Origin of the sequence: Xanthomonas hydrangeae, assembly GCF_032697525.1 — a bacterium.
Lineage (GTDB): Bacteria > Pseudomonadota > Gammaproteobacteria > Xanthomonadales > Xanthomonadaceae > Xanthomonas > Xanthomonas hydrangeae.
Genome location: NZ_CP103836.1, coordinates 240283 through 263759, shown reverse-complemented (window position 1 = coordinate 263759; position 23477 = coordinate 240283). Strand labels below are relative to the sequence as shown.

At 64.5% G+C, this 23477-nt stretch carries 22 protein-coding genes; 5 read left to right on the top strand and 17 right to left on the bottom strand.

What is annotated here, in order from left to right:
* Nucleotides 1-817 precede the first annotated feature (817 nt).
* The 5 genes from NYR97_RS01115 to purM form a co-directional block, all read right to left on the bottom strand.
* Nucleotides 818-1501, bottom strand: coding sequence for a DUF3108 domain-containing protein (locus NYR97_RS01115; RefSeq protein ID WP_205394178.1), 684 nt, complete (start codon nucleotides 1499-1501; stop codon nucleotides 818-820).
* Between the two features lie 3 nt (nucleotides 1502-1504).
* The gene (locus NYR97_RS01110) at nucleotides 1505-2332 is read right to left on the bottom strand and encodes a DUF3108 domain-containing protein (RefSeq protein WP_316696177.1); all 828 of its coding nucleotides are present in this window, start codon (nucleotides 2330-2332) and stop codon (nucleotides 1505-1507) included.
* A gap of 69 nt (nucleotides 2333-2401) precedes the next feature.
* Nucleotides 2402-3055, bottom strand: a complete 654-nt coding sequence (purN, locus tag NYR97_RS01105; RefSeq protein ID WP_316696176.1) for a phosphoribosylglycinamide formyltransferase — start codon at nucleotides 3053-3055, stop codon at nucleotides 2402-2404.
* Nucleotides 3056-3091: 36 nt separating this feature from the next.
* Complete coding sequence (locus tag NYR97_RS01100) at nucleotides 3092-3226, bottom strand: hypothetical protein (RefSeq protein WP_316696175.1); 135 nt, start codon at nucleotides 3224-3226, stop codon at nucleotides 3092-3094.
* A 13-nt stretch (nucleotides 3227-3239) separates the two neighbouring features.
* Nucleotides 3240-4373, bottom strand: coding sequence for a phosphoribosylformylglycinamidine cyclo-ligase (gene purM / locus NYR97_RS01095; RefSeq protein WP_316696174.1), 1134 nt, complete (start codon nucleotides 4371-4373; stop codon nucleotides 3240-3242).
* Nucleotides 4374-4395: 22 nt separating this feature from the next.
* Between purM and NYR97_RS01090 the strand changes: the two genes are divergently transcribed.
* Genes NYR97_RS01090 through hda form a run of 3 tightly spaced genes read left to right on the top strand, consistent with a single transcriptional unit; the run spans nucleotide 4396 to nucleotide 7372 of the window.
* On the top strand, nucleotides 4396-5508 hold the full coding sequence (locus NYR97_RS01090) for a DUF2066 domain-containing protein (RefSeq protein ID WP_316696173.1): 1113 nt from the start codon (nucleotides 4396-4398) through the stop codon (nucleotides 5506-5508).
* Entirely contained in the window at nucleotides 5505-6674 is a 1170-nt protein-coding gene (locus tag NYR97_RS01085) for an AI-2E family transporter (RefSeq protein ID WP_023904621.1), read from the top strand. The genes NYR97_RS01090 and NYR97_RS01085 overlap by 4 nt, the downstream gene beginning before the upstream one ends.
* Nucleotides 6671-7372 (top strand): DnaA regulatory inactivator Hda, encoded by a 702-nt coding sequence (gene hda, locus NYR97_RS01080; RefSeq protein WP_205394184.1) that lies wholly within the window; start codon nucleotides 6671-6673, stop codon nucleotides 7370-7372. The genes NYR97_RS01085 and hda overlap by 4 nt, the downstream gene beginning before the upstream one ends.
* Nucleotides 7373-8466: 1094 nt before the next feature.
* On the opposite strand, the gene murU is transcribed toward hda, so the two are convergent.
* From murU to NYR97_RS01055, 4 genes are all read right to left on the bottom strand, one after another.
* Nucleotides 8467-9177 (bottom strand): N-acetylmuramate alpha-1-phosphate uridylyltransferase MurU, encoded by a 711-nt coding sequence (gene murU / locus NYR97_RS01070; RefSeq protein ID WP_316696169.1) that lies wholly within the window; start codon nucleotides 9175-9177, stop codon nucleotides 8467-8469.
* Nucleotides 9174-10196 carry an aminoglycoside phosphotransferase family protein gene (locus NYR97_RS01065; protein ID WP_316696167.1) on the bottom strand — a complete coding sequence of 341 codons (1023 nt, stop codon included), beginning with the start codon at nucleotides 10194-10196 and terminating at the stop codon, nucleotides 9174-9176. Before NYR97_RS01065 ends, murU begins: the two co-directional genes overlap by 4 nt.
* A 57-nt stretch (nucleotides 10197-10253) precedes the next feature.
* Nucleotides 10254-10526, bottom strand: coding sequence for a GlsB/YeaQ/YmgE family stress response membrane protein (locus NYR97_RS01060; protein WP_006452367.1), 273 nt, complete (start codon nucleotides 10524-10526; stop codon nucleotides 10254-10256).
* A gap of 222 nt (nucleotides 10527-10748) precedes the next feature.
* Nucleotides 10749-12242, bottom strand: coding sequence for a M20 family metallopeptidase (locus NYR97_RS01055; protein ID WP_316696163.1), 1494 nt, complete (start codon nucleotides 12240-12242; stop codon nucleotides 10749-10751).
* Between the two features lie 179 nt (nucleotides 12243-12421).
* Between NYR97_RS01055 and NYR97_RS01050 the strand changes: the two genes are divergently transcribed.
* Together NYR97_RS01050 and NYR97_RS01045 are read left to right on the top strand one after the other, a co-directional pair.
* Complete coding sequence (locus NYR97_RS01050) at nucleotides 12422-12796, top strand: ComEA family DNA-binding protein (protein ID WP_006452365.1); 375 nt, start codon at nucleotides 12422-12424, stop codon at nucleotides 12794-12796.
* Between the two features lie 358 nt (nucleotides 12797-13154).
* A complete protein-coding gene (locus tag NYR97_RS01045) occupies nucleotides 13155-13895 on the top strand; it encodes a HutD/Ves family protein (protein WP_316696161.1) in 741 nt (246 codons plus the stop codon).
* A gap of 617 nt (nucleotides 13896-14512) precedes the next feature.
* On the opposite strand, the gene NYR97_RS01040 is transcribed toward NYR97_RS01045, so the two are convergent.
* The 8 genes from NYR97_RS01040 to NYR97_RS01005 all read right to left on the bottom strand — a co-directional run bounded on the left by NYR97_RS01040 (nucleotide 14513) and on the right by NYR97_RS01005 (nucleotide 23266).
* Nucleotides 14513-16255 carry a flavodoxin domain-containing protein gene (locus NYR97_RS01040; protein WP_316696159.1) on the bottom strand — a complete coding sequence of 581 codons (1743 nt, stop codon included), beginning with the start codon at nucleotides 16253-16255 and terminating at the stop codon, nucleotides 14513-14515.
* Nucleotides 16252-17226 (bottom strand): FAD:protein FMN transferase, encoded by a 975-nt coding sequence (locus NYR97_RS01035; protein WP_316696158.1) that lies wholly within the window; start codon nucleotides 17224-17226, stop codon nucleotides 16252-16254. Before NYR97_RS01035 ends, NYR97_RS01040 begins: the two co-directional genes overlap by 4 nt.
* Before the next feature lie 67 nt (nucleotides 17227-17293).
* The gene (locus tag NYR97_RS01030; protein ID WP_316696157.1) at nucleotides 17294-18097 is read right to left on the bottom strand and encodes a DUF4198 domain-containing protein; all 804 of its coding nucleotides are present in this window, start codon (nucleotides 18095-18097) and stop codon (nucleotides 17294-17296) included.
* A gap of 180 nt (nucleotides 18098-18277) precedes the next feature.
* Nucleotides 18278-18793 carry a DUF2271 domain-containing protein gene (locus NYR97_RS01025; protein ID WP_210763151.1) on the bottom strand — a complete coding sequence of 172 codons (516 nt, stop codon included), beginning with the start codon at nucleotides 18791-18793 and terminating at the stop codon, nucleotides 18278-18280.
* Between the two features lie 22 nt (nucleotides 18794-18815).
* Nucleotides 18816-19454 carry a PepSY-associated TM helix domain-containing protein gene (locus NYR97_RS01020; protein ID WP_316696153.1) on the bottom strand — a complete coding sequence of 213 codons (639 nt, stop codon included), beginning with the start codon at nucleotides 19452-19454 and terminating at the stop codon, nucleotides 18816-18818.
* A 7-nt stretch (nucleotides 19455-19461) separates the two neighbouring features.
* A complete protein-coding gene (locus NYR97_RS01015) occupies nucleotides 19462-20220 on the bottom strand; it encodes a tetratricopeptide repeat protein (protein WP_316696152.1) in 759 nt (252 codons plus the stop codon).
* Entirely contained in the window at nucleotides 20213-20899 is a 687-nt protein-coding gene (locus NYR97_RS01010; RefSeq protein ID WP_316696151.1) for a Fe2+-dependent dioxygenase, read from the bottom strand. The genes NYR97_RS01015 and NYR97_RS01010 overlap by 8 nt, the downstream gene beginning before the upstream one ends.
* 48 nt (nucleotides 20900-20947) lie before the next feature.
* On the bottom strand, nucleotides 20948-23266 hold the full coding sequence (locus tag NYR97_RS01005; RefSeq protein WP_316696149.1) for a TonB-dependent receptor: 2319 nt from the start codon (nucleotides 23264-23266) through the stop codon (nucleotides 20948-20950).
* Nucleotides 23267-23477: the final 211 nt, after the last annotated feature.

Sequence of the window (23477 nt, the reverse complement as noted above, 5' to 3'; positions counted from 1 at the left end):
GTGATCAGTCTGTGCGGACAGATCACTTGTGGAGCGGCTGATCTGCTGTTTGGCTGCAGGGTCCTTGCCCGCCCACCATCGTGGGACACGCCGCAAGTACGTCCGTGTAGGCTCTTACGCGGCATCCATGCCGCGTAAGGTCCCGCGACGGCGGCGGGCAAGGACCAGCCGAGATGGTCGGTGTGCATGGTGCAAGCAAGGCACGATGCATGTTGTTCGGATAACGGTGAGTTCGGTCAGCTTTCCAACGCAAGCCAAGCAACCAACAAGCTTTAAGAAAGCAACCGACTAACTCTCTGGTGCGGTGAGCGCACCGCGCGCTCGACTAACTTGGCTTTTGACCCAAGCATTTGACTGCATCTATGACGACGCGCCGACTCGAAAGATTGGTTGGCTTTGAGTAGTTGGACAATGCGGATAGATCGCTTTTAGAGCAGATGATCTGCGGCTCTGCTGCAGGGCCCTCGCCCTCCCACCATCGCGGGACACGCCGCAAGTACGTCCTTGTAGGCTCTTACGCGGCATCCATGCCGCGTAAGGTCCCGCGATGGTGAGAGGGCAAGGACCAGTCAAGATGGTCGGTGTGCATGGTTTTCAATAAAACAGCCTGCAGACTTTCTGGTGCGGTGTCCTCGCCGCTTGCGGGACCGTGTGGCGGCATGGATGCCGCCACCGAGCCTACATGGACGTACTTGCGGCGTGTCCCGCGAGCGGCGAGGGCACCGCGCCCTCGACTCAGTAGCATTTGACTGCGCTAAACAACTTTACGACCGGAACTACGCTGGCAATGAAGCCTCTGGTCGAAGCTTTAGCGCGCTCAGCGCAGCGCCCTGATGGTCAGGTCCAGCGCGTCCTGGCCCTTTTCCTTCTGCAGCAAACGCGCCGGCACCGGTAGGTCCTTGACCACCCAGGCGATCAGTTCCTTGTCGCCGTCCACGCGCGAGACCTTGGTCGCCTGTTCCTGCTTGCCGTTGACGGTGATGGTTTCCTTGCCGACAACCTTGTAGCTCATCGGCTTGATGCGGCCTTCGTCCACCATGCGGTAGTTCAGCGGCTTGCCGGCGGCCAGGTCGCGGGTGATCGCCAAGTTGATCAGCAACGCGTCCATGTCGCCCGGCTGCAGTTTGACCGGGCCACGGCGGTCCGGCTTGATGTCGCCGCCCCAGGTCGCCTGGCTGGTCTTCCAGTCGTAATTGGCGGTGACGTTGCGGCGCTTGACCATCATCGACGAGGTGTCGTTGCTGCTGACCGGGCGCAGTTGACCGTTGCTCTCTTCGAACACGGTGCTCTGGGTCAGATTGGCCAGCTGGTTCTGGATGGTGAGCGTGTAGCGCCACTGCTTGTCACCGGCCGCGGCCAGGGTCATGGTGCCGTTGGCCTGCATGCCCATGTAGTTGGCCGAATAATCGGCCTGGAACGGCTGCACGGCGAATGCGGGCAGGCTGGCCACGGCCAGTGCGGCAGCGGCAATCAGCGAAGACGTGCGAGAAATGGATTTCATGGGTCAGGCTCCTTGATATTCGACCAGGCGCAGATCGACCTGATCCTCACCTTTGTCACGTTGCAGGATGCGCACCGGCGTAGGAACCCCGTTGGCGATCCAGAGGATGGTTTCGTTGTCGCCGCTGTTGACGCGGTACACGCGCAACGCGTCGTAGCTCAGATCGCCGACCTGCACCACTTCGGTGGCATCGGCGACCTTGTAATCGTATTTGCGCACCCGGCCGACATCGACGTAGCGATAGCTCAGGCTGCGCCCGGGTTGCGCGTCGCGCATCAGCGACAGGTTCAACGACAGTGCGCTCTGGTCGCCACGCTGCAGTGGAATCGGCTGTTGGCGCTCTTTCTTCAGATCACCGTCCCACTGCGCGCTGGCGGTCTGCCAGTTGTAGACGCCGGTGACCTTCTTGCCGAAGAACATCGCCTTGCGCACGGTGCTCTGGCTCAGCGGCACATAGGTGTCACCATCGACCTGGAACACGGTGCTCTGCTCCAGGTTCAACCCCAGAATGCTGGCAAAGCCCTTGCGGCCGCGTACCGACATGTCGATGCGCCACTGACTGCCCTCGCCGTGGCTGACCTGCATGGTGGCATCGCCGGCTTCCTTGCCGCGATAAAACGCTTGGTAAGTCGCCACGAAGGGTTGCAGTGGCGGTGGCGTCCAGGTGCTGGCAGGCAGTGCAGCTGCAGAGGCCGGCGCAGCCGGCGGCGCCGCAACCGGAGCAGGAGCAGCTTGCGCAGGCACGGCAGGGGCCTGTTGCGCACGGCCGGTACCGGCTTGGGCGAGCAGGGCGGTGGTCAACAGCGCGGCGGCGATCGGGATGACGTTCATGCGCTGAGAGCGAGGCACGAGGCCCGCAAGGATGTCCGAGGCAGGATGAAGGGGGGGGCGTATCCGCATTCAAGCAAGTGCGGTGTCATCGGACTCTAGTCGCAGTGGCGTAAACAGGCACTGACCGTCGATGTGGGCGTTATCGCCGTGCACCTCCACGCGCCCGCTGGCGAGCAGGTCCAGCGTGGCCAGCAGCAATGGGTGTTCGCGCGCGAGCACGCGGGCGGCCAGCTGCTCGGCGGTGTCGTCGGGCAGCACCGGCACGCGCGCCTGTGCGATCACCGTGCCGGCATCCAGTTCCGGCACCACCAGATGCACGCTGGCGCCATGCTCGGCATCGCCGGCCTCCAGTGCGCGGGCGTGGGTGTGCAGGCCGCGGTACTTGGGCAGCAGCGAGGGGTGGATATTGAGCAGGCGCCCGGCGAAGCGACGCACCAGCGGCTCGCCGAGGATGCGCATGTAACCGGCGCAGACCACCCAATCCGGCTGCGCGGCTGCGATGGCATCGCCCAACGCGGCATCGAAGGCAGCGCGGTCGGCGAAGTCGCGCGGGCTGGCGCTCCAGCGCCGTTCCTCGCCCACCTTCTGCAGGACCGGTGCTTGCGGACGATCGGAAAACACCCCGACCACTTCGGCCTGCAGGCGGCCGCAGGCGATCGCATCGAGGATGGCTTGCAGATTGCTGCCGCGGCCGGAAGCCAGCACGGCCAGACGCAGACTCATTCGGTCGGATTCGCTGATGTCATGGGGCAGTGCGTGTCACGCTGCAGCGGTGACAGGCACGAACAGTGCCCTGACCTGCGGACGCTGCAGCACTACCGGCTTAAATACGTCAAGCACGGTGCCGATGGCAGGAAGGAGCAGTAACTGCCGGGTGAGTGGGGAGGCGTCCATGCAGTCTCCTGGATCAACCGATCCGCACGCGCTCGTCGCCCTGCGCCGTCACTACCTGGCCAATGCGCCAATGCGCCAGCGACTGCGCATCCAGGGCCTGCTCCAGCGCGGCGGCCTGCTCGGGCGCGGCGATCAGCACGAAGCCGATGCCGCAGTTGAAGGTGCGCCACATTTCGGCATCGGCCACCGCGCCTTCGCGCTGCAGCCAGGCGAATACCGGCGGCAACGTCCAGGCCCTGGCGTCGATGTTCAGGCCCAGGCCGTCCGGGATCACGCGGATGATGTTCTCGGTCAGCCCACCGCCGGTGATGTGCGCCATGGCGTGGATCGTCGGGCCGTGCGACTTGAGCAGCGCCAGGATCGGCTTGACGTACAGCGCGGTCGGCGCCATCAGCGCATCGATCAGCTTGACGCCATCCTCCAACACCAGCTCGGCCGGGGCGCCGGCGCGCTCGTAGATCTTGCGGATCAGCGAATAGCCATTGGAATGCGGGCCCGAAGAGGCAATGCCGATCAGCACGTCGCCTGCACGCACCTGCGCGCCATCCAGCAACTGCGATTTTTCCACCGCGCCCACGGTGAAGCCGGCCAGGTCGTATTCGCCCGGCGGATACATATCGGGCATTTCGGCGGTTTCGCCGCCGATCAGGGCGCAGCCGGACAACTCGCAGCCGCGCGCAATGCCGCCGACCACGGCCGCGGCGGTGTCCACGTCGAGCTTGCCGGTAGCGAAGTAGTCCAGAAAGAACAGCGGCTCGGCGCCCTGCACCAGCACGTCGTTGACGCACATGCCGACCAGATCGATGCCGATGGTGTCGTGCCGGCCCAGTTGCTGCGCCAGCTTGAGCTTGGTGCCCACACCGTCGGTGCCGGACACCAGCACCGGCTCTTTGTATTTGCCCGACAGGTCGAACAAGGCGCCGAAACCGCCCAGGCCACCCATCACCTCCGGCCGGAAGCTGCGCTTGACCAGCGGCTTGATGCGTTCGACCAACGCGTTGCCGGCATCGATGTCGACACCCGCCTCACGGTAGGTCATGGGCGAGGGATTGGAAGGCGTTGGGCTGGTCACGGGCGGGGAGGGCTCGGCTGTAAAGGCGGCGATTTTAGCAGCCACGTTGGCGCTGGCGTCCCATTCGGGCAACAATTCACCCGGATACGCTTAAGTCATGGAACCGTCGATGCGCCGCAGTCTCGCTTTCTTTCTCGCCCTCGTGGTCGCCGCGCCCGTGCTGCCGGCCTTCGCACAGGCCGATCTGCGTACCGAAGGCGATGTCGCCAAGGCGCAAAGTGCCTACGATGCCGAAGTACCGGTCAACAGCCAGAGCGAGTCCGATCGCCCTGGCGCCCTGGCGCGCGCGCTGGGCGCGGTACTGGGCAAGGTCTCCGGCGATCGCGGCGCGATGAGTCGCCCCGGGGTGTCGCAGGCGCTGCGCAATGCGCCCAACTACGTCGAAAACTACGACTACCGCCAGGATCAGGGCACCTCGCGCACCGGTGCGCCGACCTTCCGTACCACCCTGGTGGCGCGCTTCCGGCAAACCGATGTGGATAGTCTGATCGCGGCGCTGGGCTTGCCGGTGTGGCCACTGCCGCGTCCCAAGCCGGTGCTATGGTTGGCCATCGACGACGGCAGCGGCCCGCGTCTGGTCAGCGTGACCCAGGCCAATGCGGCGCGCAGCGTGCTGGACCGGGCCATCGAGCGTGGCTACCGGCTCGGCCTGCCAAGTGGCGCGGCCGCCGAGCAGGCACTGGCCGGCGCAATCTGGCGCAAGGACACCGCTGCGGTGTCGCGCGCATCGGCCAAATACAGCCCGCCGATGCAGCTGATCGGCAAGCTCTACCGCACCGACGCCGGTTGGACTGCCGACTGGGTGTTCGCCGACAACGGCAACGTGCTGTCCAGCTGGACCAGTAACGACGGCGACGCGCGACGCGCGATGGCCGCCGGTGCCGACGGCGCGGCTGATGCGTTGGTCAAGCGCTATGCCAAGCGGGTGGACTCGGGCGTGCCCGGCGTCTATCGCGCGGTGATCACCGGTATCACCAGCGCTGACGATTACCTGCGTGTCTCGGCCGCGCTGCAGGGCGTGTCGGTGGTGCGCAGCATCCGCCCGGTCAGCGCCAACGGCGACCGCATGGAAGTGGATCTGGAATTGCTCACGGGCATTTCCGGCCTCAACCGTATGCTCGGCGACAACAGCCCGTTGGTACCGGTGTCGGTACCGACCGAGGGCCCGATCATTCTCGAAAACGAGCACGCCGAGTACCGCCTGAAATGACTTTGACTCCCGAAGCCGAAATTGCCCTGTTCCTGCGCCGCCTCAAATGGGTGGCGGTGATTGTCGGCGTGCTGTGGGTGGTCTCGCTGCTGTCGCCGATCCTGACGCCGTTCGTGCTGGCGTTGCTGCTGGCCTGGCTGGGCGACCCGCTGGTGGATCGCATCGAGCGTGCCGGGCGCTCGCGCAACATGGCGGTGTCGTTGGTTTTCGTGCTGGCGCTGCTGCTGTTCGTGCTGGCGTTGATGATCCTGGTGCCGATGATCGAGCGCCAGATCATGACCTTGATCGATGCGCTACCGCAGATGCGCACCTGGGCGATCAGTACCGCCATTCCGTGGCTGGAAGCCAAGACCGGCGTGGAGCTGATGGGCTGGCTGGACCCGGAGCGCCTGATCGACTGGATCCGCAGCCATTGGGAGCAGGCTGGTGGCGCCGCCAAGACCTTCTTCGGTTACGTGCAGCGCTCGGGCTTTGCGATGGTGACCTGGGTGATCAACCTGGCGTTGCTGCCGATCCTGGCGTTCTACTTCCTGCGCGACTGGGACCGCCTGGTCGAGCGCGTGGCGGCGGTCATCCCGCGTGCCTACATCGGCACCGTGAGCCGGCTGGCGCTGGAGTCCAACGACGTGCTCGGCGGCTTCATCCGCGGCCAGTTCCTGGTGATGCTGGCGCTGGGCGTGATCTACGCCACCGGCCTGTCCATCATCGGGCTCAATCTGGGGCTGCTGATCGGCATCATTGCCGGCTTCATCAGCTTCATTCCGTATCTGGGCGCCACCACCGGCATCGTGCTCGCCCTGCTGGCGGCCGTGGTACAGGCACAGGGTCTGGATCTGAAGTTGCTGATCGGCGTGGGCGTGGTGTTTACGGTCGGCCAGTTGCTGGAAAGCTATGTGCTGACCCCGCGTATCGTCGGCGACAAGATCGGCCTGCATCCGGTGGCGGTGATCTTCGCAGTGATGGCGGGCGGCCAGTTGTTCGGCTTCCTCGGCATGCTGCTGGCGCTGCCGGTGGCAGCGGTGGCCAACGTGTTGCTGCGCTACGCACATGAGCAGTACACCCACAGCGATCTGTACGCAGGCGAGCGCGCCGGCATCGTGCTGCAATCGGGTACTACCGAGCGCAGCGTGATCGTCGAACCCGGCAAGGACGCAGATCGGTTGTGAGTGTTCCGCAGTTGCCACTGGCGTTGCGCGCGCCGCCGGATCAGCGCTTCGATAGTTATGTCGCCGCGCCCGAGGGGTTACTCGCGCAATTGCAGGCCTTGGCGGCGGGGCAGGTGAGCGACTGGCTGTATCTGGCTGGCCCCGCCGGTACCGGCAAGACGCATTTGGCGTTGTCGCTGTGCGCGGCGGCCGAGCAGGCCGGTCGCGCTTCGGCCTATCTGCCGCTGCATGCGGCGGCAGGTCGATTGCGCGATGCGCTCGAAGCACTGGAAGGGCGCAGCCTGGTCGTGCTGGATGGTTTGGACACCATTGCCGGGCAGCGCGACGACGAAGTGGCCTTGTTCGATTTCCACAACCGTGCGCGCGCTGCCGGCACGACGCTGCTTTACACCGCGCGGCAGATGCCCGATGGCCTGGCGTTGGTATTGCCGGATCTGCGCTCGCGGCTGTCGCAATGCATCCGCATCAGCCTGCCTGTGCTCGATGACGCAGGGCGCGCGGCGGTGTTGCGCGATCGTGCGCAACGGCGTGGGCTGGCACTGGACGAGGCAGCAATCGACTGGCTGCTGACCCATAGCGAACGCGAACTGGCTGGGCTGGTGGCCTTGCTGGATCGGCTGGATCGCGAATCGCTGGCTGCCAAGCGCCGTATCACGGTGCCATTTTTGCGGCGCGTGCTTGAGGATCGCGATTCTTAGAGGGGCTGACAAAGCCACTGCGTGCGCCGCGTGTTCCGAGAGGCGCTGAACACTACTGATAGATCAGTTTCAGAGCGGCTGATCTGCTGTTTGGCTGCAGGGCCCTTGCCCGCCCATCGTCGCGGGACTCGCCGCAAGTACGTCCGTGTAGGCTCTTACGCGGCATCCATGCCGCGTAAGGTCCCGCGGCGGTGGGCGGGCAAGGGCCAGTCAAGATGGTCGGTGCGCATGGTTGCAAGCAAGGCGTGGCGGGTGCTGTTGAATAACGCCGCGTTCGATCAGCTTCGCAACGCAACGAGATCAACAGGCAGGCTTTCAACAAAGTGACCGGCTCACTTTCTGGTGCGGTGTCCTCGCCGATTGCGGGACCGTGTGGCGGGATGGATGCCGCCACCGAGCCTCCACGGACGGATTCACGGCGTGTCCCGCGAGCGGCGAGGGCACCGCGCACTCGACTGACCATGCTTTTGACTTACAGCGTGTGAATGCATCTAAACAACATAAGTCGATATCTTTGTTGCTGTGAGCTGATTGAACGGTATTGATGCGTCGGCTGCAGAGCGGCTGATCTGCGGTTTGTCTGCAGGGCCCTTGCCCGCCCACCATCGCGGGACACGCCGCAAGTACGTCCGTGTAGGCTCTTACGCGGCATCCATGCCGCGTAAGGTCCCGCGACGGTGGGCGGGCAAGGGCCAGTCGAGATGGTCGGTGCGCATGGTTGCAAGCAAGGCATGACGGGTGCTGTTTGAATAATGCCGCGTCCGATCAGCTTCGCAACGCAACGAGATCAACAGGCAGGCTTTCAACAAAGTGACCGGCTCACTTTCTGCTGCGGTGTCCTCGCCGATTGCGGGACCGTGTGGCGGCATGGATGCCGCCACCGAGCCTCCAGGGACGGATTCACGGCGTGTCCCGCAAGCGGCGAGGGCACCGCGCACTCGACCAACCAGGCTGTTGGCCCAAGCATTCGCCTGCATTTAAACGCCGCGACGACTCGAAATCTCGGCGGCCAACACGTTGCCGCCATCGATACAACCTTCAAGAGGTTTTGTCAGCCGCTCTCGATTGCGGTTTTTTGCAGCGGCATGGTGCAATCAACTGCCATCACGCAGCAATTGCGCATCCAGTTCCGCCAACCGCTGCGGTGTGCCCACATCGGTCCAGCGCCCCGGATGGTGGAGTCCGTCGATCAAACCTGCCGCCATCTGCGCGCGCAGGATCGGTGCCAGCGCAAACCGCGGTGCCGTGCCGGTCTGCTCCGGTAGCTGACCGATGACCGATTGCCAATCGCGCAGCAGTGCAGGCCGATAGACACCGATGCCGGCGTAAGTGTGGGTTGCAGGCAGAACGGCGCTGACCTTGCCATCAGCCTGCAACGCGAAATCTGCACGCGCCGCATACGCAGGTTGATCGACCAGCACCAGTTGCGCCAGTCCTGCCGGCGCGCTCGACAGCCGCCCGAAATCGAAGTCGGTCCAGATATCGCCATTGACCAACAGAAACGGGGCATCGCCCAGCAACGGCAACGCATGCAGCATGCCGCCGCCGGTCTCCAGCGGTGTGGCGCCCTCGTAGGAATAGTTCAGACGCAGCCCGAACGCGCTGCCATCGCCCAATAGTGGCGGAAATTGCTCGGCCAACCACGAGGTATTGATCACCACCTCGTCCACGCCCAGCGCGGCCAGCTTGTGCAGATGCCAGACGATCAGCGGCGTGCCGCCGACCTTCAACAACGGCTTGGGCGTGCGTTCGGTGAGCGGGCGCATGCGCTCGCCAAATCCGGCCGCGAAGATCAGGGCCTTCATGCGCCGGCCTGCGTGGAGCGTGCCGCCAAGGCAGGTTTGACCAGGTCTTCCAGTAGCCCGATCAGCGGCGCCAGTTCGCTGTAGCGCGGCAGCACGTCGTCCAGATAGGCGATGAAGCGCGGCACGTTATCCAGATACCAATGCTTGCCGTCGCGATGGCTCAGGCGCGAGAAGATGCCCAGATTCTTCAGGTGCCGCTGCACGCCCATCCAGTCCGCATCGCGCAGGAATTGCGCCAGCGGCGGCACCGGTAATCCGGCCGCTAGGGCGCGTGCGTGATAGCGCTCCAGCCAAGCATCCACGCGTGCGATCGGCCAACTGACCGAGGTGTCCTTGAACAGACTGATCGGGTCGTAGGCGATCGGGCCGATCACGCAGTCCTGAAAATCCAGCACCGCCGGTCCATTGCTGACCGGCATCAGATTGCGCGACATGAAATCGCGATGGGTGAACACGCGCGGCTGCGCCAGTGCGTTGTCCATCAAACGGCGCTGCACCCGTTGCAGTTGCTCGGTGTGCTCGCAGCCCAGCTGCAGCCCCAGATGGCGACCGAGAAACCATTCTTCAAACAGGCCAGCATCGCGTTGCAGCAGCGCCTCGCCGAATACACCGCTGTCGGCGGGCGGTGGAATGCGCTGCAGCAGCAACAACTGATCGATCGCGTCATCCAGCAACGCGTCGGCATTAGCGTCGGTCAGTACCTGCGCCAGCGTCGGTACGCCCAGGTCTTCCAACAGCAAGAATCCGGTTTCAAGATCTTGCGCAAGCACTAGCGGCACCCGCACGCCGTGCTCGCCGAGCAGTGCATGCATGCGCAACCACGGCGCCACATTTTCCAGCTCCGGTGGCGCATCCATCAGGATGCGATCCATGCCGCTCCCTTGGGTACGCCAATAACTGCGAAATCCCGCATCGACCGACGCGCGTTGCAGTGTGACCTGCGGATCGTTCAACGCGTGCCGCGCCCATTGCAGACGGAGCGCATCGCGCGCGGTATCGGGAAGCAACGATGACGTCATGAGTAAATGCTGTGTCGTGAAGTGAGGCGCCGCCACGTCAGAGTGGCGGCGGGTCGATCAACGCTTGCTGCCGCTGAACAGCCGTAGCAACGCCAGAATCGCGATCGCACCCAGCAATGCACCGAGAAAGCCGGCCGGTTCGCCTGCGTGGTACCAGCCCATGTAGCGCCCGAACCAGCTGGCCACCACTGCACCGGCGATGCCCAGCACGATGGTCAGCAGGCAACCCAGGCGCTGCGTGCCCGGCGTAATGAAACGGGCCAGCAGCCCGACCACGAAACCGACCAGAATGATGTAAAGCCAGCTGTCGCTACCGAAGAGATTGTTCATCGCAGGCACTGAGGTAAGTGGGATCGGCAGACTAGCACTTCACTAAGAGCAAGCTCTAAACGCCTTTCCCATCGCGAGAGGGGTTGGGGTGAGAGTACGCAGCAAGGCGATGCGTAAAAATCACCCAGCCAAACCACCCACGCACCTGCGCGCGAACCCTCACCAGTGCGATCTAGCACCAGTGAACGCACGCCAATGGCCTACATCGGTTAAACCGCCACCTCAGCAACAGCCATGCCCGCCGTGACGGGTGCCGCTGTCGGCGGCCACCGGCGAGCCGCTGGTCTCGCCACGCAGGCAGGCGGCATGATGCTCGGCAATCACCTTGGCCACGCAGGCGGTCACGCGCTTGCCCATCGGGATGTGCAGGAACTCATTCGGACCATGTGCGTTGGAATGCGGGCCGAGCACGCCGGTGATCATGAACTGCGCGCCGGGGAACTTCTCGCCCAGCATGCCCATGAACGGAATCGAGCCACCTTCGCCCATGTACATGGCAGGCTTGTCGAAGAACGCCAGGCTGGCGTCGTCGATGGCTTTTTCCAGCCACGGCGCCATCTCGGGCGCATTCCAGCCGGACGATGCCTTTTCCAGTTCCAGAGTCACCTGCGCGCCGTTGGGCGGGTCGCGCAGCAGCGCTTCCTTGAGCAATTCGCCGCACACCTTGCCATCGGCGGTCGGCGGCAAGCGCAACGACAACTTCACAGCGGTTTGTGGGCGCAGCACATTGCCGGCCGAGGCCAGCGGCGGCATGCCGTCCACACCGGTGATCGACAGCGCAGGGCGCCAGGTGCGATTCAACACCAGCTCGGTGAGGTCGTCATGCATCGGCACCAGGCCCTCGACCATCGGGAATTTGTCGAAGATGGCGGTATCCAGCGTCGCCGCTGCGGCCTTGGCCTGGGTCAGTCGCTCGGCCGGCACCTCCACATGCAGGCCTTCCAGCAGGATGCGGCCGCTGGCTTCGTCCTCGATGCGCGACAGCAACTGGCGCAGCAAACGGAAGCTGGAAGGCACTACGCCGGAGGCATCGCCCGAGTGCACGCCTTCCTCCAGCACCTTCACGCTGAGGTTACCGCCGGTCAGCCCGCGCAGCGAGGTGGTGCACCATAGCTGCTCATAGTTGCCGCAGCCCGAATCCAGGCACACCACCAGCGATGGCTTGCCGATGCGTGCGGCCAGATGATCGACATAGGCCGGCAGGTCGTAGCTGCCGGATTCCTCGCAGGCCTCGATCAGCACCACGCAGCGCGCATGCGGCAGCCCCTGGGTGCGCAGCGCCAGCACCGCCGCCAGCGAACCGAAGATCGCGTAGCCATCGTCGGCGCCACCGCGCCCGTACAGCTTGTCGTCGCGCAGCACCGGCTTCCACGGGCCGAGGTCGGCGTCCCAGCCGGTCATTTCCGGCTGCTTGTCCAGGTGGCCGTACAGCAGCACGGTGTCGTCACCGGATTCGGCGCCGGTGGCCGGAATTTCGATGAAGATCAACGGCGTGCGGCCTTCCAGACGCACCACCTCGACCTGCATGCCCTCGATCGCCTGCGCCCGCGCCCAGGTTTCCATCAGGGTGACCGCCTGCTCCATGTAGCCGTGCGCCACCCAATCGGTGTCGAACATCGGCGACTTGTTGGGAATGCGGATGTAATCGACCAATTGCGGGACGATCTCCCGATCCCACGTGTCGCTGATGAATTGGTCGATCTTGGCGCTGTCCATGAAGGCTCCGAATGCGTGAAGTAACGGCACATTCTACGCCTGGGCCTGCTGGCCGCCTTTGCGAGGGGAGGGGGTAGGTATTTCCCTACAAGGTGGCGCGCAGTTCACCTGCTGTGTGAAAAGTTCGTTGGCGATAGGATTGCTGCATGTGGCGCGGGACACTGGCTCCGCCGGCAGGAATGCTGGCTAGGACCATCACCCAAGCCACAAGGAGCGTTGCAATGAAGTCATTTACCGTAGTCCTGAAGTCCCTGCTACTGGCGTTGCTGTTGTCCTCGAATGCGTATGCACTCGACAAGGTCGATATCAACACCGCGTCTGCTGAGGAATTGGACAAGGTGCTGACGAATGTCGGGCGATCAAAAGCCGAGGCAATCGTCGAGCACCGTCAGGCAAACGGTCCCTTCAAAAGTGCCGAGGAACTGGCACTGGTCAAGGGCATCGGACTCAAGACGGTCGAACGGAATCGAGACCTGATCGAAGTAGGAGCCACGATGGCTCCCGCCAAGAAGGCTGCCAAGGGGGCGGCGGTGAAACCGGTGGGACGGCGTTAAGGGGAAGGGATCCGAGATACGGTTCGACGCGAGGATGCGTGGCCGCAACCTAACTGGACAGGATGTCCGGGGGATGGCTGGAAGCCGACAAGGACGTGGAATCGCCCGGTGTTGCACTTGGATGTGCAGCCGGGCGTTTTTCGTTTTGGGGTCGCATGAGTTGCGAGCGTACACATGCGTAGGTGACTGCAGGGAAGTGGCGGTGGCAGCATGCGGCGCCAGTCAGGGCATGAAGCGTAAGTCACAGCATCTGGCATGAGGTATAGGTCGCTGTGCGTGTACTGCTGATACGCATAACGCAGCGGCATGTTGGTCACACATGACGGCCCCAGCGCAACGCTTGGGGCACAATGCGCCAATGCAGCTGACAGATCTGAGCAGCCGGGTGATTCCGGCCACCGACTACCGGCGCGAGCGATGGCGCAATCGACTGGGCTGGACGCGCGAGATCCTGCGCTTCGGCGATGCCGACGCGTGGTCGCTGCGCTTGTCGATCGCCGAGATCGAGCAGAATGCGGCGTTTTCTGCTTTCCCAGGCATCGATCGCGAATTGGTGTTGTTGCATGGCAATGGCATGCGGCTACGGTTTGGTGATGGTGCGAGTGTCACCGGCACTGGCAGTAGCAACACTGGTAGTGGCAGTGGTAATGAAAGCGATGGCGGCGGTAGCAATGACGGCAGCGGCGCGGACCGCAGCGGCCATGGCGTAGGCGCCGACGGCGGTACCGATGCTCCCGGCAGCAGTGAGCGCAGCTACGACTTGCTGCCGCCTTACCAACGCGTCCGATTCGCTGGCGAAGAAGCGGTCAGTGCAACGCTGCTCGACGGGCCGACCCAGGATTTCAACCTGATGTGGCGGCGCGATGTGCTGCAGGCCGAGCTGCTGCATCGTCCGCTGGTCGGCACCATGCTGTTCTTTGCAGATCCGGGTAGCGCCTGGGCGCTGCATCTGCTCGCCGGCCAGGCCAGTTTTGGGCGCGATAGCGGCTTGCCACCTTTGGTGGCCGGAGATACTGCCTGGCTCAGTGCCTCCACGCGCACCCGCTACGTGCTCGATGGCGGTGGCGAGTTGCTGGCGATCCGGGTGAGTCCCGTTTAGTTGTCGGTCGTGCGTGCGATGACGCAGTGTCCGTGTATTGATCGAGGTCTGGTTTAAGAGCGGCTGACAAAACTACTTCAGGCCGGTCTATTGCAGAGCGGCTGATCTGCGCTTGGCTGCAGGGCCGTTGCCCGTCCACCCTCGCGGGACACGCCGCAAGTAAGTCCGTGTAGGCGCTTACGCGGCATCCATGCCGCGTAAGGTCCCGCGACGGTGAGCGGGCAAGGACCAGTGGAGATGGTCGGTGTGCAGGGTGCAAGCAAAGCACGACCTGCGTTGCTTGGATAACGGCGCGTCCGCTCAGCTTCCCAAAACAAGCCAAGCAACGGACAGGCTTTTAATAAAACAACCGACTAGCTGTCTGGTGCGGTGTCTTCGCCGATTGCGGCACCGTGTGGCGGCATGGATGCCGCCACCGAGCCTACATGGACGTACTTGTGGCGTGTCCCGCGAGCGGCGAGGGCACCGCGCCCTCGATCAACCAGACTTTGACATTTTGTTAGCCGCTCTAGTGACAACCAACGCTACTCGCGGTTCCGGGCAGCATTCATTCTGGACATCTAGGACATCGACGCATACTCCGTTGGTGGCCGTTCGTCAGGTGGTGTTAGCCACCTTCAATACACGTCGCGGCGATAGCGCCCTTTGCGCAGCAGGTCTTGTCTGACATCGGTGCCGAGGATCGACCCAAGCGTCTGGTCGACTTCGGGTGCCATGCCGCGCAGGCTGCCGCAGACGTAGATGCAGGCGCCTTGATCGACCCACAGACGTAAGTGGTCGGCGGAAGCGGCCAGTGCGTGTTGTACGTAGCGCACTGACTGTTGTTGATCGCGTGAGTACACCAGATCCAGGCGTTCGATCCAGCCATCGCGTTGCCACTGCTGCAGCTCGTTAGCATAGAGCGCATCGTGGGCGGCATTGCGTTCGCCGAACAGCAGCCAGTTGCGACGTGCGCCGGCTGCGATACGGGCGCGTAGATGCGCGCGCAGTCCGGCGATGCCGGTGCCGTTGCCGATCAGCAACATTGGTTGCTCGGGTGCAGGCGGGTGGAAACCGGAGTTGCTGCGCAGGCGCAGCGCGATGGGCGCGCCGATCGGTACATGGATGCAGAGCCAACCACTACCCAGACCCAGGCTGCCGTCGGCGTGCCGGTGCTCGCGCACCAGCAGTTCGGCGTGGCCTTCTTCGGGAATGGATGCGAGCGAATAGTCGCGATGGGGCAGGGCGGCAAGGCGGCGCACCAATGCATCTGCGTCTAGCGATGAAGTTGTGCCTGTAGTTGCACCTGTATCAGTGGCTGTGACTGTGTCAGTACCCGGGCCGATTTTGACTTTGGCATCGGTATCGGCATCGGTGCCGGCACCAGCACTTGGGCCGGGGCCGGCAATGGCACCCACATCGACATCGACATCGACGGGAAGTTGCGCGCCGCTGAGCCATTCGCGCAGCGTGCGTCCGCCAATGCGCTGGGCGCCATCGCGCTGGTTGCGTTGCAGCCAGGACTCCACTGCATTCGGTGCGTTGTGCGGAACGATCTCCGCGATATCGCCTGCGCTCCATTGCGGTAACGGTCCATCGCTGGGCGTCAAGCGCAGTCGGTAAATCGGTGCGCCCGCACTGCCGGGATTGACGCGGACACGCTCGCGTAGCTGCCAGGCGGTGTAGGCCGGCAGGCTCCAGTCGGGTTGTGTCGCAAGCGCTGGCGCCAGCTCTGCCAGACGCCGTTGCCATTGCTGCAGGGCGCGCGGGTCGGCGTTGTCGACCTCGATGCGCTCGAACAAACGGGTGGCGCCGCGTACCTGCAGGCGATCGTCGATGCGTCGGCCAAATGCGCAAAATTGCGCGTAGCCACGGTCGCCCAGCGCCAGCATGGCGTACTGCACGGCCGTCAGATCCTGCGCATCGCCGGCCAGCCAATCGCGCTCGGCTGCTTGCGCATGATCGGGTGCATCGCCTTCGCCGGTGGTGCTGACGATGCACAGCAGCCGCGGCACACGCGTAAGTTGATCGGTATCGACGGCGTCCAGTGGCAGTGCGTACGCACCGACGCCTGCGAACTGCAGCGCAGCGACGCTGCGTTCGGCCAGTTCACGCGCAAATCCGGTCTGGCTTGCCCAGACGATCAGCACGCCGCTGGCGTCTGCGCGCTGTGCGCCCACGCGCCGGCGTGCGAGCAACAGCACGACCGCGCACATGCCCAGGTAGAGCGTCAACCCAAGACCTGCCAGCTGCCAGCGATGTGGGGTTGGTGCGCTCCACCATGCACCAGCATGCAAGCCGCCGAGCCAGCCGACGATGGCTGCAAGGGCAAGTAGAACCAGCCCGTTGCCAAGCCACATGCGTAGGTTGGTGGCGGTCATGACGCAGCCAACTGCTGCTTGAAGGCCGGGCTCATCGATTCAAGCAGAACGCCGTCCTTGCGCGTAAGAAAACGCACGGCCAACGCTGCAGTGCGTGCATAGGCAAGCCCGGCATCGGCACCAAGCACGGTCATCGCGGTGGCCCAGGCATCGGCCTGCATCGCATCGCGTGCGAGCACGCTCACCGCTGCGGGCGCATGCGGAACGGGCGCGCCGATGCGTGGGTCGAAGGTGTGCGCATAGCGGGTGCCGCCGGCATCGAAGCGGTGCCAACGATCGCCGGACGTGGCGACCGCCAACCCGTCCAGCGCGAGCACGCGCGCTGGCAATGCAGCACCGGCGTCTTCGTCGGGTGCGGATTCGACCAGCACGCGCCACGCATTGCCATCGGGCTTGCGTCCGTAACCGAACAGTTCGCCGCCCACTTCGATCAATGCACTGTCGATGTCGGCCCGCAGCAGCGCGCGATGCACGCAGTCCACACCGAATCCCTTTGCAATGCCGGATAGATCCAGCGCCAGTGCGCCGGGCTGCCGCACGCGCATGCCATCCAGTTGCACACGTTGCCAGCCGCAGCGTGCGCTGGCCAAGGCAATCTGATCGACTGCAGGCACCTGCCGTCGCCCGCCCGAGGCACCGAAGCCCCACAGCTCGACCATCGGGCCGACCGTGGGATCGAAGGCACCCTCACTGGCTTGTGCGATCTGCAGCGCTGCGCTCAGCACGGTATGGAATTCATCAGGTAGGGTTTGCCACTGACCAGCAGCCGCGCGGTTGTAGCGGCTGATATCCGAATCCGCTTCCCAGGTGCTCATCTGCGCGACCACACGATCGAGTGCGGCCTGGATGCAGGCATGCAACGGATGCAGATCGCGCCCACGCGGCGCGATCAGTTTCACGCTCCAGGTGGTACCCATGCTGCGGCCGCCGAGGGTGGCGATGGCGTGGTCGGCGGAAGACGATGCAGGCATGGAGAAATCTTATGAAGGCGGTGCGGCAGGATGCACGCTGGGTGCAGCCCTGCCGCATGCGTGCCGATTACTGCGGCAGCACTTCCAGCGTGGCGACGTAACCCAGGCGACGCTGTTTGGCTTGCGGCAGCGAGGTTTTCTTGTCTTCGGTGGTGGTTTCCAGCCAGTACATACCTGCTTCCGGCCAGGTCACGCTGAAGCCGCCCTTGGCATCGGTCTTCAGCTTGATCTCGTTCTGCGCATCGCGATAGCGGGTGCCGCCGCGCACGATGTCGATCTCCAGCCCTGCTGCCGGCTTGCCATCCAGTTGCAGCGTGAACTGCGCCGCTTCGCCGACGACCAGATCGTTGGGATGGGTCACCGGGATCAACTCGATGCCCTTGCCGCTGGGCTTGAAGACCGTGGTGGTGGGAGCACCACGGGTGACGAAGGTTTCCACGCGATTGAAGGACTGCGAGACCTGCAGGTCCTGCGCATTCTTCGGCACCTCGGTGGCGAAGCGGGCTTCGTCGCCGCGCCAGCGCTTGGGCTTGCCGTCTTCCTTCCAGTTGGCGAACAGGCCGGCGTTGACGATGCTGAGCTTGTAGGTGCCGGGTTGGGTGAGTTGCAGGTCGAACACGCTGCGGTACTTGCCGGTGGCCGGGTTTTCCGGCTTGAGCGCGCTGCCATCCGGCGCGGTGATGCTCAAATTATCCAGGCGCAGCGGCACGTGATTGAAGTAGAACAGATCGTTGGAGACCGCTGCATCCACGGTGATCCACGGTGCCTCACCGGCGATGATGGTCTGCGATGGAAGCAACCAGGCCTTGTGGGCGAGTGCGCTGACCGGCAGTGCGGCGAGCATGGCGATCAGGACGAGAGAACGTTTCATGACAACTCCTTGAAGGACGATGAGGACGGTGGATCACGTGTCTGATCAGCGCGAGGGTGTGGCGCTGCGTGGATGCGTGGATGCGTGGATGCGTTATTTTCGAGCAAAAGAGTGCGCGTGCATTGCGCCGTTGCTCGCCGCGCACACGGTGTGCGACCGCAACAACAGCCTGCGCAACGCTCAGGGTTTTGCGACCAGGCTGACAGCACCGAGCTCGCTGCTGCCGCTGGCTTTTGCGGTTTGCGAAGTCGTTGCCGGCCAGGTGAAAGGCACCTTGACCAACTCGCGTCCGCCGACTTCGCGCGCGGCTTCCACCACCAGCGTGTACTGGCCGGCCGGCAGCGACTTCAGCGCGCCCTTGGTGTCGGAGAACGACAGCGCATGCGCGCCGGCCGGACGGGTGGGGCCGGTGACACCATCGACCGGCACATCCAGGGTACGACCGCTCTTGCGCCACCACTGGCGCAGGTCCGGCAGCCACTTGGTGCCGTGGCCTTCGGCGGTGTCCTTGGATTGGTACCAGACCGACAGATTGGCAGCGACCTTCTGGTCTGCACCTTCCAGCCAGATCGCCACGTACGGGCGGTGATATTCGGCGACGTTGAGCTTGGGGATCTCGACGTTGATGTCGAGCGTGGCCGCGTATGCCGGCATGGCGAGCAGGCCGCTCAGGGCGATGGTCAGGGTGGCGCGCATAGTCGTCTCCGGTGGGAAAAAGTCAGTGGATCAACAGCAGGGCGAGCAGCAACGGAATCAGCAGACCCAGGCCGACCAGCGGCCAGGTCATCCGGCGCTGGCGCGCATGCAGGTGCAGCAGGAACAGCCCGGTGATGCAGAACACCAGGCAGGCGATGGCGAACACGTCGATGAACCAGCCCCAGGCCGGCCCGGCATTGCGTCCCTTGTGCAGATCGTTGAGATAGGCGATGGCGCCGCGCCCGGTATGTTCGTACTCGATTGCGCCGGTACTGCGGTCAAGGCTCAACCACGCATCGCCGCCAGGTCGCGGCAACGCGACATACACCTCGTCGGCCGACCATTCGCCGCTGCGTGTGCCGACGCTGATATCCAGTTCGCGCCCCAACCATTGCGCCACGCGCGGCGGAAGCGGTGCATTGCCGTTCTGCTGGTTGCCCAAAGTCTTGAGCAAGGCAGGCGGCAGCGTGAGCGTGCGGTGTTCGGTCGAAGGGCTGGCTTCGATGCGCGCGGCGTGATTCAAGGTCAGCCCGGTGAGGGTAAACAGCAGCATGCCGATCAGGCACAGCGCCGAACTGATCCAGTGCCATTGATGCAGCATGCGCAGCCAGAAACCGCGACGTTGCTGGGTGGTGGCAATGGTGTCGTTGGGGGGCGACATGGCGCGCTCAGGCCGCATCCGCCGCGGCGGATACCTGCAGCAGCGCTTGCCGAACAGCGACCTCGCTCAGCAATGCCTGCAAGCGTGGCTGGCGCGCACTTGCCAGCAGCGGTGTGAGTTGTTGCAGAAAGCCGGCATGTCCGCCTGCGATCGCACGCCGCATCCAGTGCTCGGCCTGATCGAGGTCGCCATCATCTGCCAGCGAGGTGGCGTAACTGGCCTGGCCGCGGAAATCGCCTGCTTCGGCAGAGCGGCGATACCAGTCGCGCGCAGCGGTTGGATCGGCATCGCAGGCCAGGCCCCGGTCGAGATAGCGCGCCAGAAAGTTCATCGACTTGGCATGCCCGCGTTCGGCGGCGGTGCGGTACAGCGCCAACGCCTGCGCGTGGTCCTGCGCCACGCCACGGCCGGAGCCGTACAGATGCGCGAGGTTGTACATGCCCCAATCGAGCCCGTGCTCGGCGGCGCGGCGATACCACAGCGCTGCCAATACGATATTGCACGCCGTACCGAAGCCGAGTTCGTGGCAACGCCCCAGCTGATTCATCGCTTCCGCATGCCCTGCATTGGCGGCGACTTCGTACCACAGCATCGCCATGGCCGGATCGACCGCGACGCCGCGGCCTTCGGCGTATATCTGCGCGAGCAGCAGCTGTGCCTCCACGTCCTGGCGTGCAGCGGCCTTGCGCAGCAGTGCAAGCGCTTGATGGGGTTGGGTGCGCAGCAGGTCGATCAGTTGCGCGGTGTCCGGTGCGTGCTCAGACATCGGCCCATTGCCGCAACAGGTTGTGATACACGCCGGTGAGCTGGATCAGCGAGGGATGGCCGGGGGTGTCTTGTGTCAGCCGACGGATCGAGACATCCAGCTCGAACAACAGGCGGCGCTGCGCATCGTCGCGCAGCATGCTTTGGGTCCAGAAAAAACACGCCACGCGGGTGCCGCGGGTCACCGGCATCACCCGATGCAGGCTGGTGCCGGGATAGATCACTAGGTGCCCGGCCGGGAGCTTCACCGATTGCGTGCCGTAGGTGTCTTCGATCACCAGCTCGCCGCCGTCGTAGCTGTCCGGGTCGCTGAGAAACAACGTGGCGGAAACGTCGGTGCGCACAGGGTCTGCGCCGCCGCGGCTACGGTCGTAGCGGATTGCGTTGTCGACGTGATACCCGAACGATTGCCCGCCACTGTAGCGATTGAACAGCGGCGGATAGATACGCCGGGGCAATACCGCCGAAAAGAACGTGCTGCTGCGCGCGAGTGCCTCCAGCACCAGTGCCCCGGCCTCGCGCGCCACAGCGCTGTCTTCTGGCAACTGCGCATTGTCCTTGGCCTGCGCCGACTGATGGCCGGCGGTGATGCGGCCGTCTGCCCAGTCGGCCGCGTCCAGCCGCGCATGCAACTCGGCAAGTTGTGCGGGAGTGAGGACATCGGGAATGGGCAGCAACATGCGCAGATCTCCACGCCGCCCGCACTGTGCGGAGGGCGTGCCGGAGGCTTAGAAACTAAAAGTGGCGCTCAACACCGCCGAGCGGCCATCGCCCGGCAACGCCCAGCCACTGCCGGCAGTGACGGTGCCTGCGGCGTTGACGGTGAGGTTGTTGCGGATGCTGGTGTAGTACTCCTTGTCGAACAGGTTGTTGACGTTCAACTGCAGGCTGAGCCAGTCGTTGACGCGCAGGCCGACCATTGCCCGGTGTACCCAGTAGGCGTCGGTCTTGCGGTAGACCGCGGTCGAGGTGTTGTTCGGATAGAAGCTGCCCTGGTAGGTGGCGCCGTAGCCGAAGGTCCACTGGTTGAGCTGATAGGTGGTCCAGAGATTGCCGGCATTGCGCGGGGTCTGTACCAGTTCGCGCCCGGCGATGGGGTCGCCGGTGAGGCTGGCGGTACGGTTGGACACGCTCTGCAGCACTTCGCTGTCCAGGAAGGTGTAGTTGGCGAAGATCGACCAGCGCTCGGTCAGGTAGCCGGCCGCACCGAGTGCGATGCCGTCCACGCGGGCCTTGCCGTCCAGCACCTGCTCGGGAATCAGCGGGTCGCCGCTGTTCACTTTGTAGTTTTCGCGCTCGTTGCGGAACACCGCAGCGGTCAGCGCCAGACGCTCGTTCAACACGTCCCACTTGCCGCCCAGTTCGATGTTGACTGCGCTTTCCGGCTCGACATTGCAATTGGCGCCCGCCGTGGCGGTGGCGATCGGCGTGCACGAGCCGTTGACCGAGGCCTTGGACGGCGTCTTGCTGTTGGCGTAGGACAGATACAGGCTGGCGTTCTCGACCGGCTTGAACACCAGACCGGCGCGATACGAGAACAGGTCTTCTTCGCTGCCGGCCGGGAAGCCCGGGGTCACACCAGTGACATTGCCGGCGGCGTTGACGGTGTAGGTGGTGCTGTCGCCCTCGTTGTGCTCGTAGCGGCCGCCCAGGTTGAGCATCCACTGCTCGTTGAACTGCAGCGTGTCGAACAGGTACACCGCCTGATTGGTCAGGCTGCCCTTGCTGCGGCCGGTGCGGAAGTAGTTCTGCGGGCCGGTCCAGATGTTGTACGGATTGTCGAACGACTGCAGCGGATAGGTGATGCCGGTGGTGGAGCCATCGGCGTTGCGGAAGATCGAACCGCTGTTGAGCTCGAAGTCTTCCTTGCTGAAGGCCACGCCGGCCACCAGGCGATGCTCGATCGCGCCGGTATGCAGGGTGGCGGTCAGATCGGTCTGGCTGTGCGCGATGAAATTCTCGGTCTCGCGCACCAGGCCGCGCGGGCCGCTGTTGGGGTTCCAGGTGGCCGGCGGCTGGCCGACGCAGGCGCGGCCGGTGTAGGCGTTGGTGTTGTTGGGCAGGCACCAGGTGCCTTCCGGCGCAGTCGCGGTGGTGGTCTGATCCACGCGCTGCACGCGCGCCAGGCTGCGCAGTTTGACGTTGTCGTCAAAGTCCATTTCCAGCACGCCGGTCAGCATGTCCACGTCGATCTCCTGACGCGACACATTGCGGTAGCCGTAATAGGTCTCGCGGTCCACGCCCGGCAGCGGGCCGTTGTTGAACGGGCTCAGCGCGAACGGCACGCCGTACTGCGGCAGGTTGTTGTCGTGCTGGTGCAGATAGCTCAGCGTAAAGCGCGTATCCGAGCCCAGGCCGAACGCGACCGACGGCGCAAAGCCCCAGCGGTGACGGAATTCTTCATCGCGGCCCGGCACGTTCTGGGTATGGCCCATCGCGTTCAAGCGCACGGCGGTGCCGTTTTCGAAGTCGTAATTGCTGTCGGCGGTGAGCCGGCCGTAGCGGTCGCTGCCGCCGCCGACCACGACATTGGTGAAGTCGCCCTGGCCGGCGGTCTTGGTGACCAGATTGATGTTGCCGCCGACCGAGCCGGCGCCGGACATGGCCGAGTTGGCGCCGTTGATCAGCTCCACCGCTTCCAGGTTGAAGGTGTCGCTGCGGCTGTACTGCGCGCTGTCGCGCACGCCATCGGTGGTGATATCGCTGCTGGCGGTGAAGCCGCGCAGGTTGATGCTGTCGCCATAGCCGCCGCCGCCTTCGCCCGCGCCGAAGGTGATGCCGGGCAGGGTGCTCAGCACATCGCGCAGCGACAGCAGGTTCTGCTGGTCCATGGTCTGCTTGGTGACCACGGTGATCGTCTGCGGCGTGTCGCGCAGGGCCTCGGTGTACTTGGGCGAGGACGGCTTCTGTGCGCGTTCCTGCTGCACCCGGATGGCATCCAGATCCACCGCGCCCGGAGGTGCCGGCGCATCGCCGGGCTGGGCGAAGGCAGGAGCGGACAGCGTCAGCAGCACGGCCGAGGTGAGCGGGGAAATCCTGGGAGTCATGAGGCGTCTCGAAGAGGGAAGCGAGGCTCCGGCCTGGCGACGGCTCGGCGGATGCGGGGATGGGCTAAGGATTGAAAGAGGTGGATCGACGGTGCGCGCCGGCTAGCCCGATGCGATGTGCTGACATGACCCGATGTCGCGCACGTCGAGGCGCCGCGCGGAAGGGCGCAGGCGGGGCGAACGCAGGAGAAAACGGTCTGGCAGAGCTGGG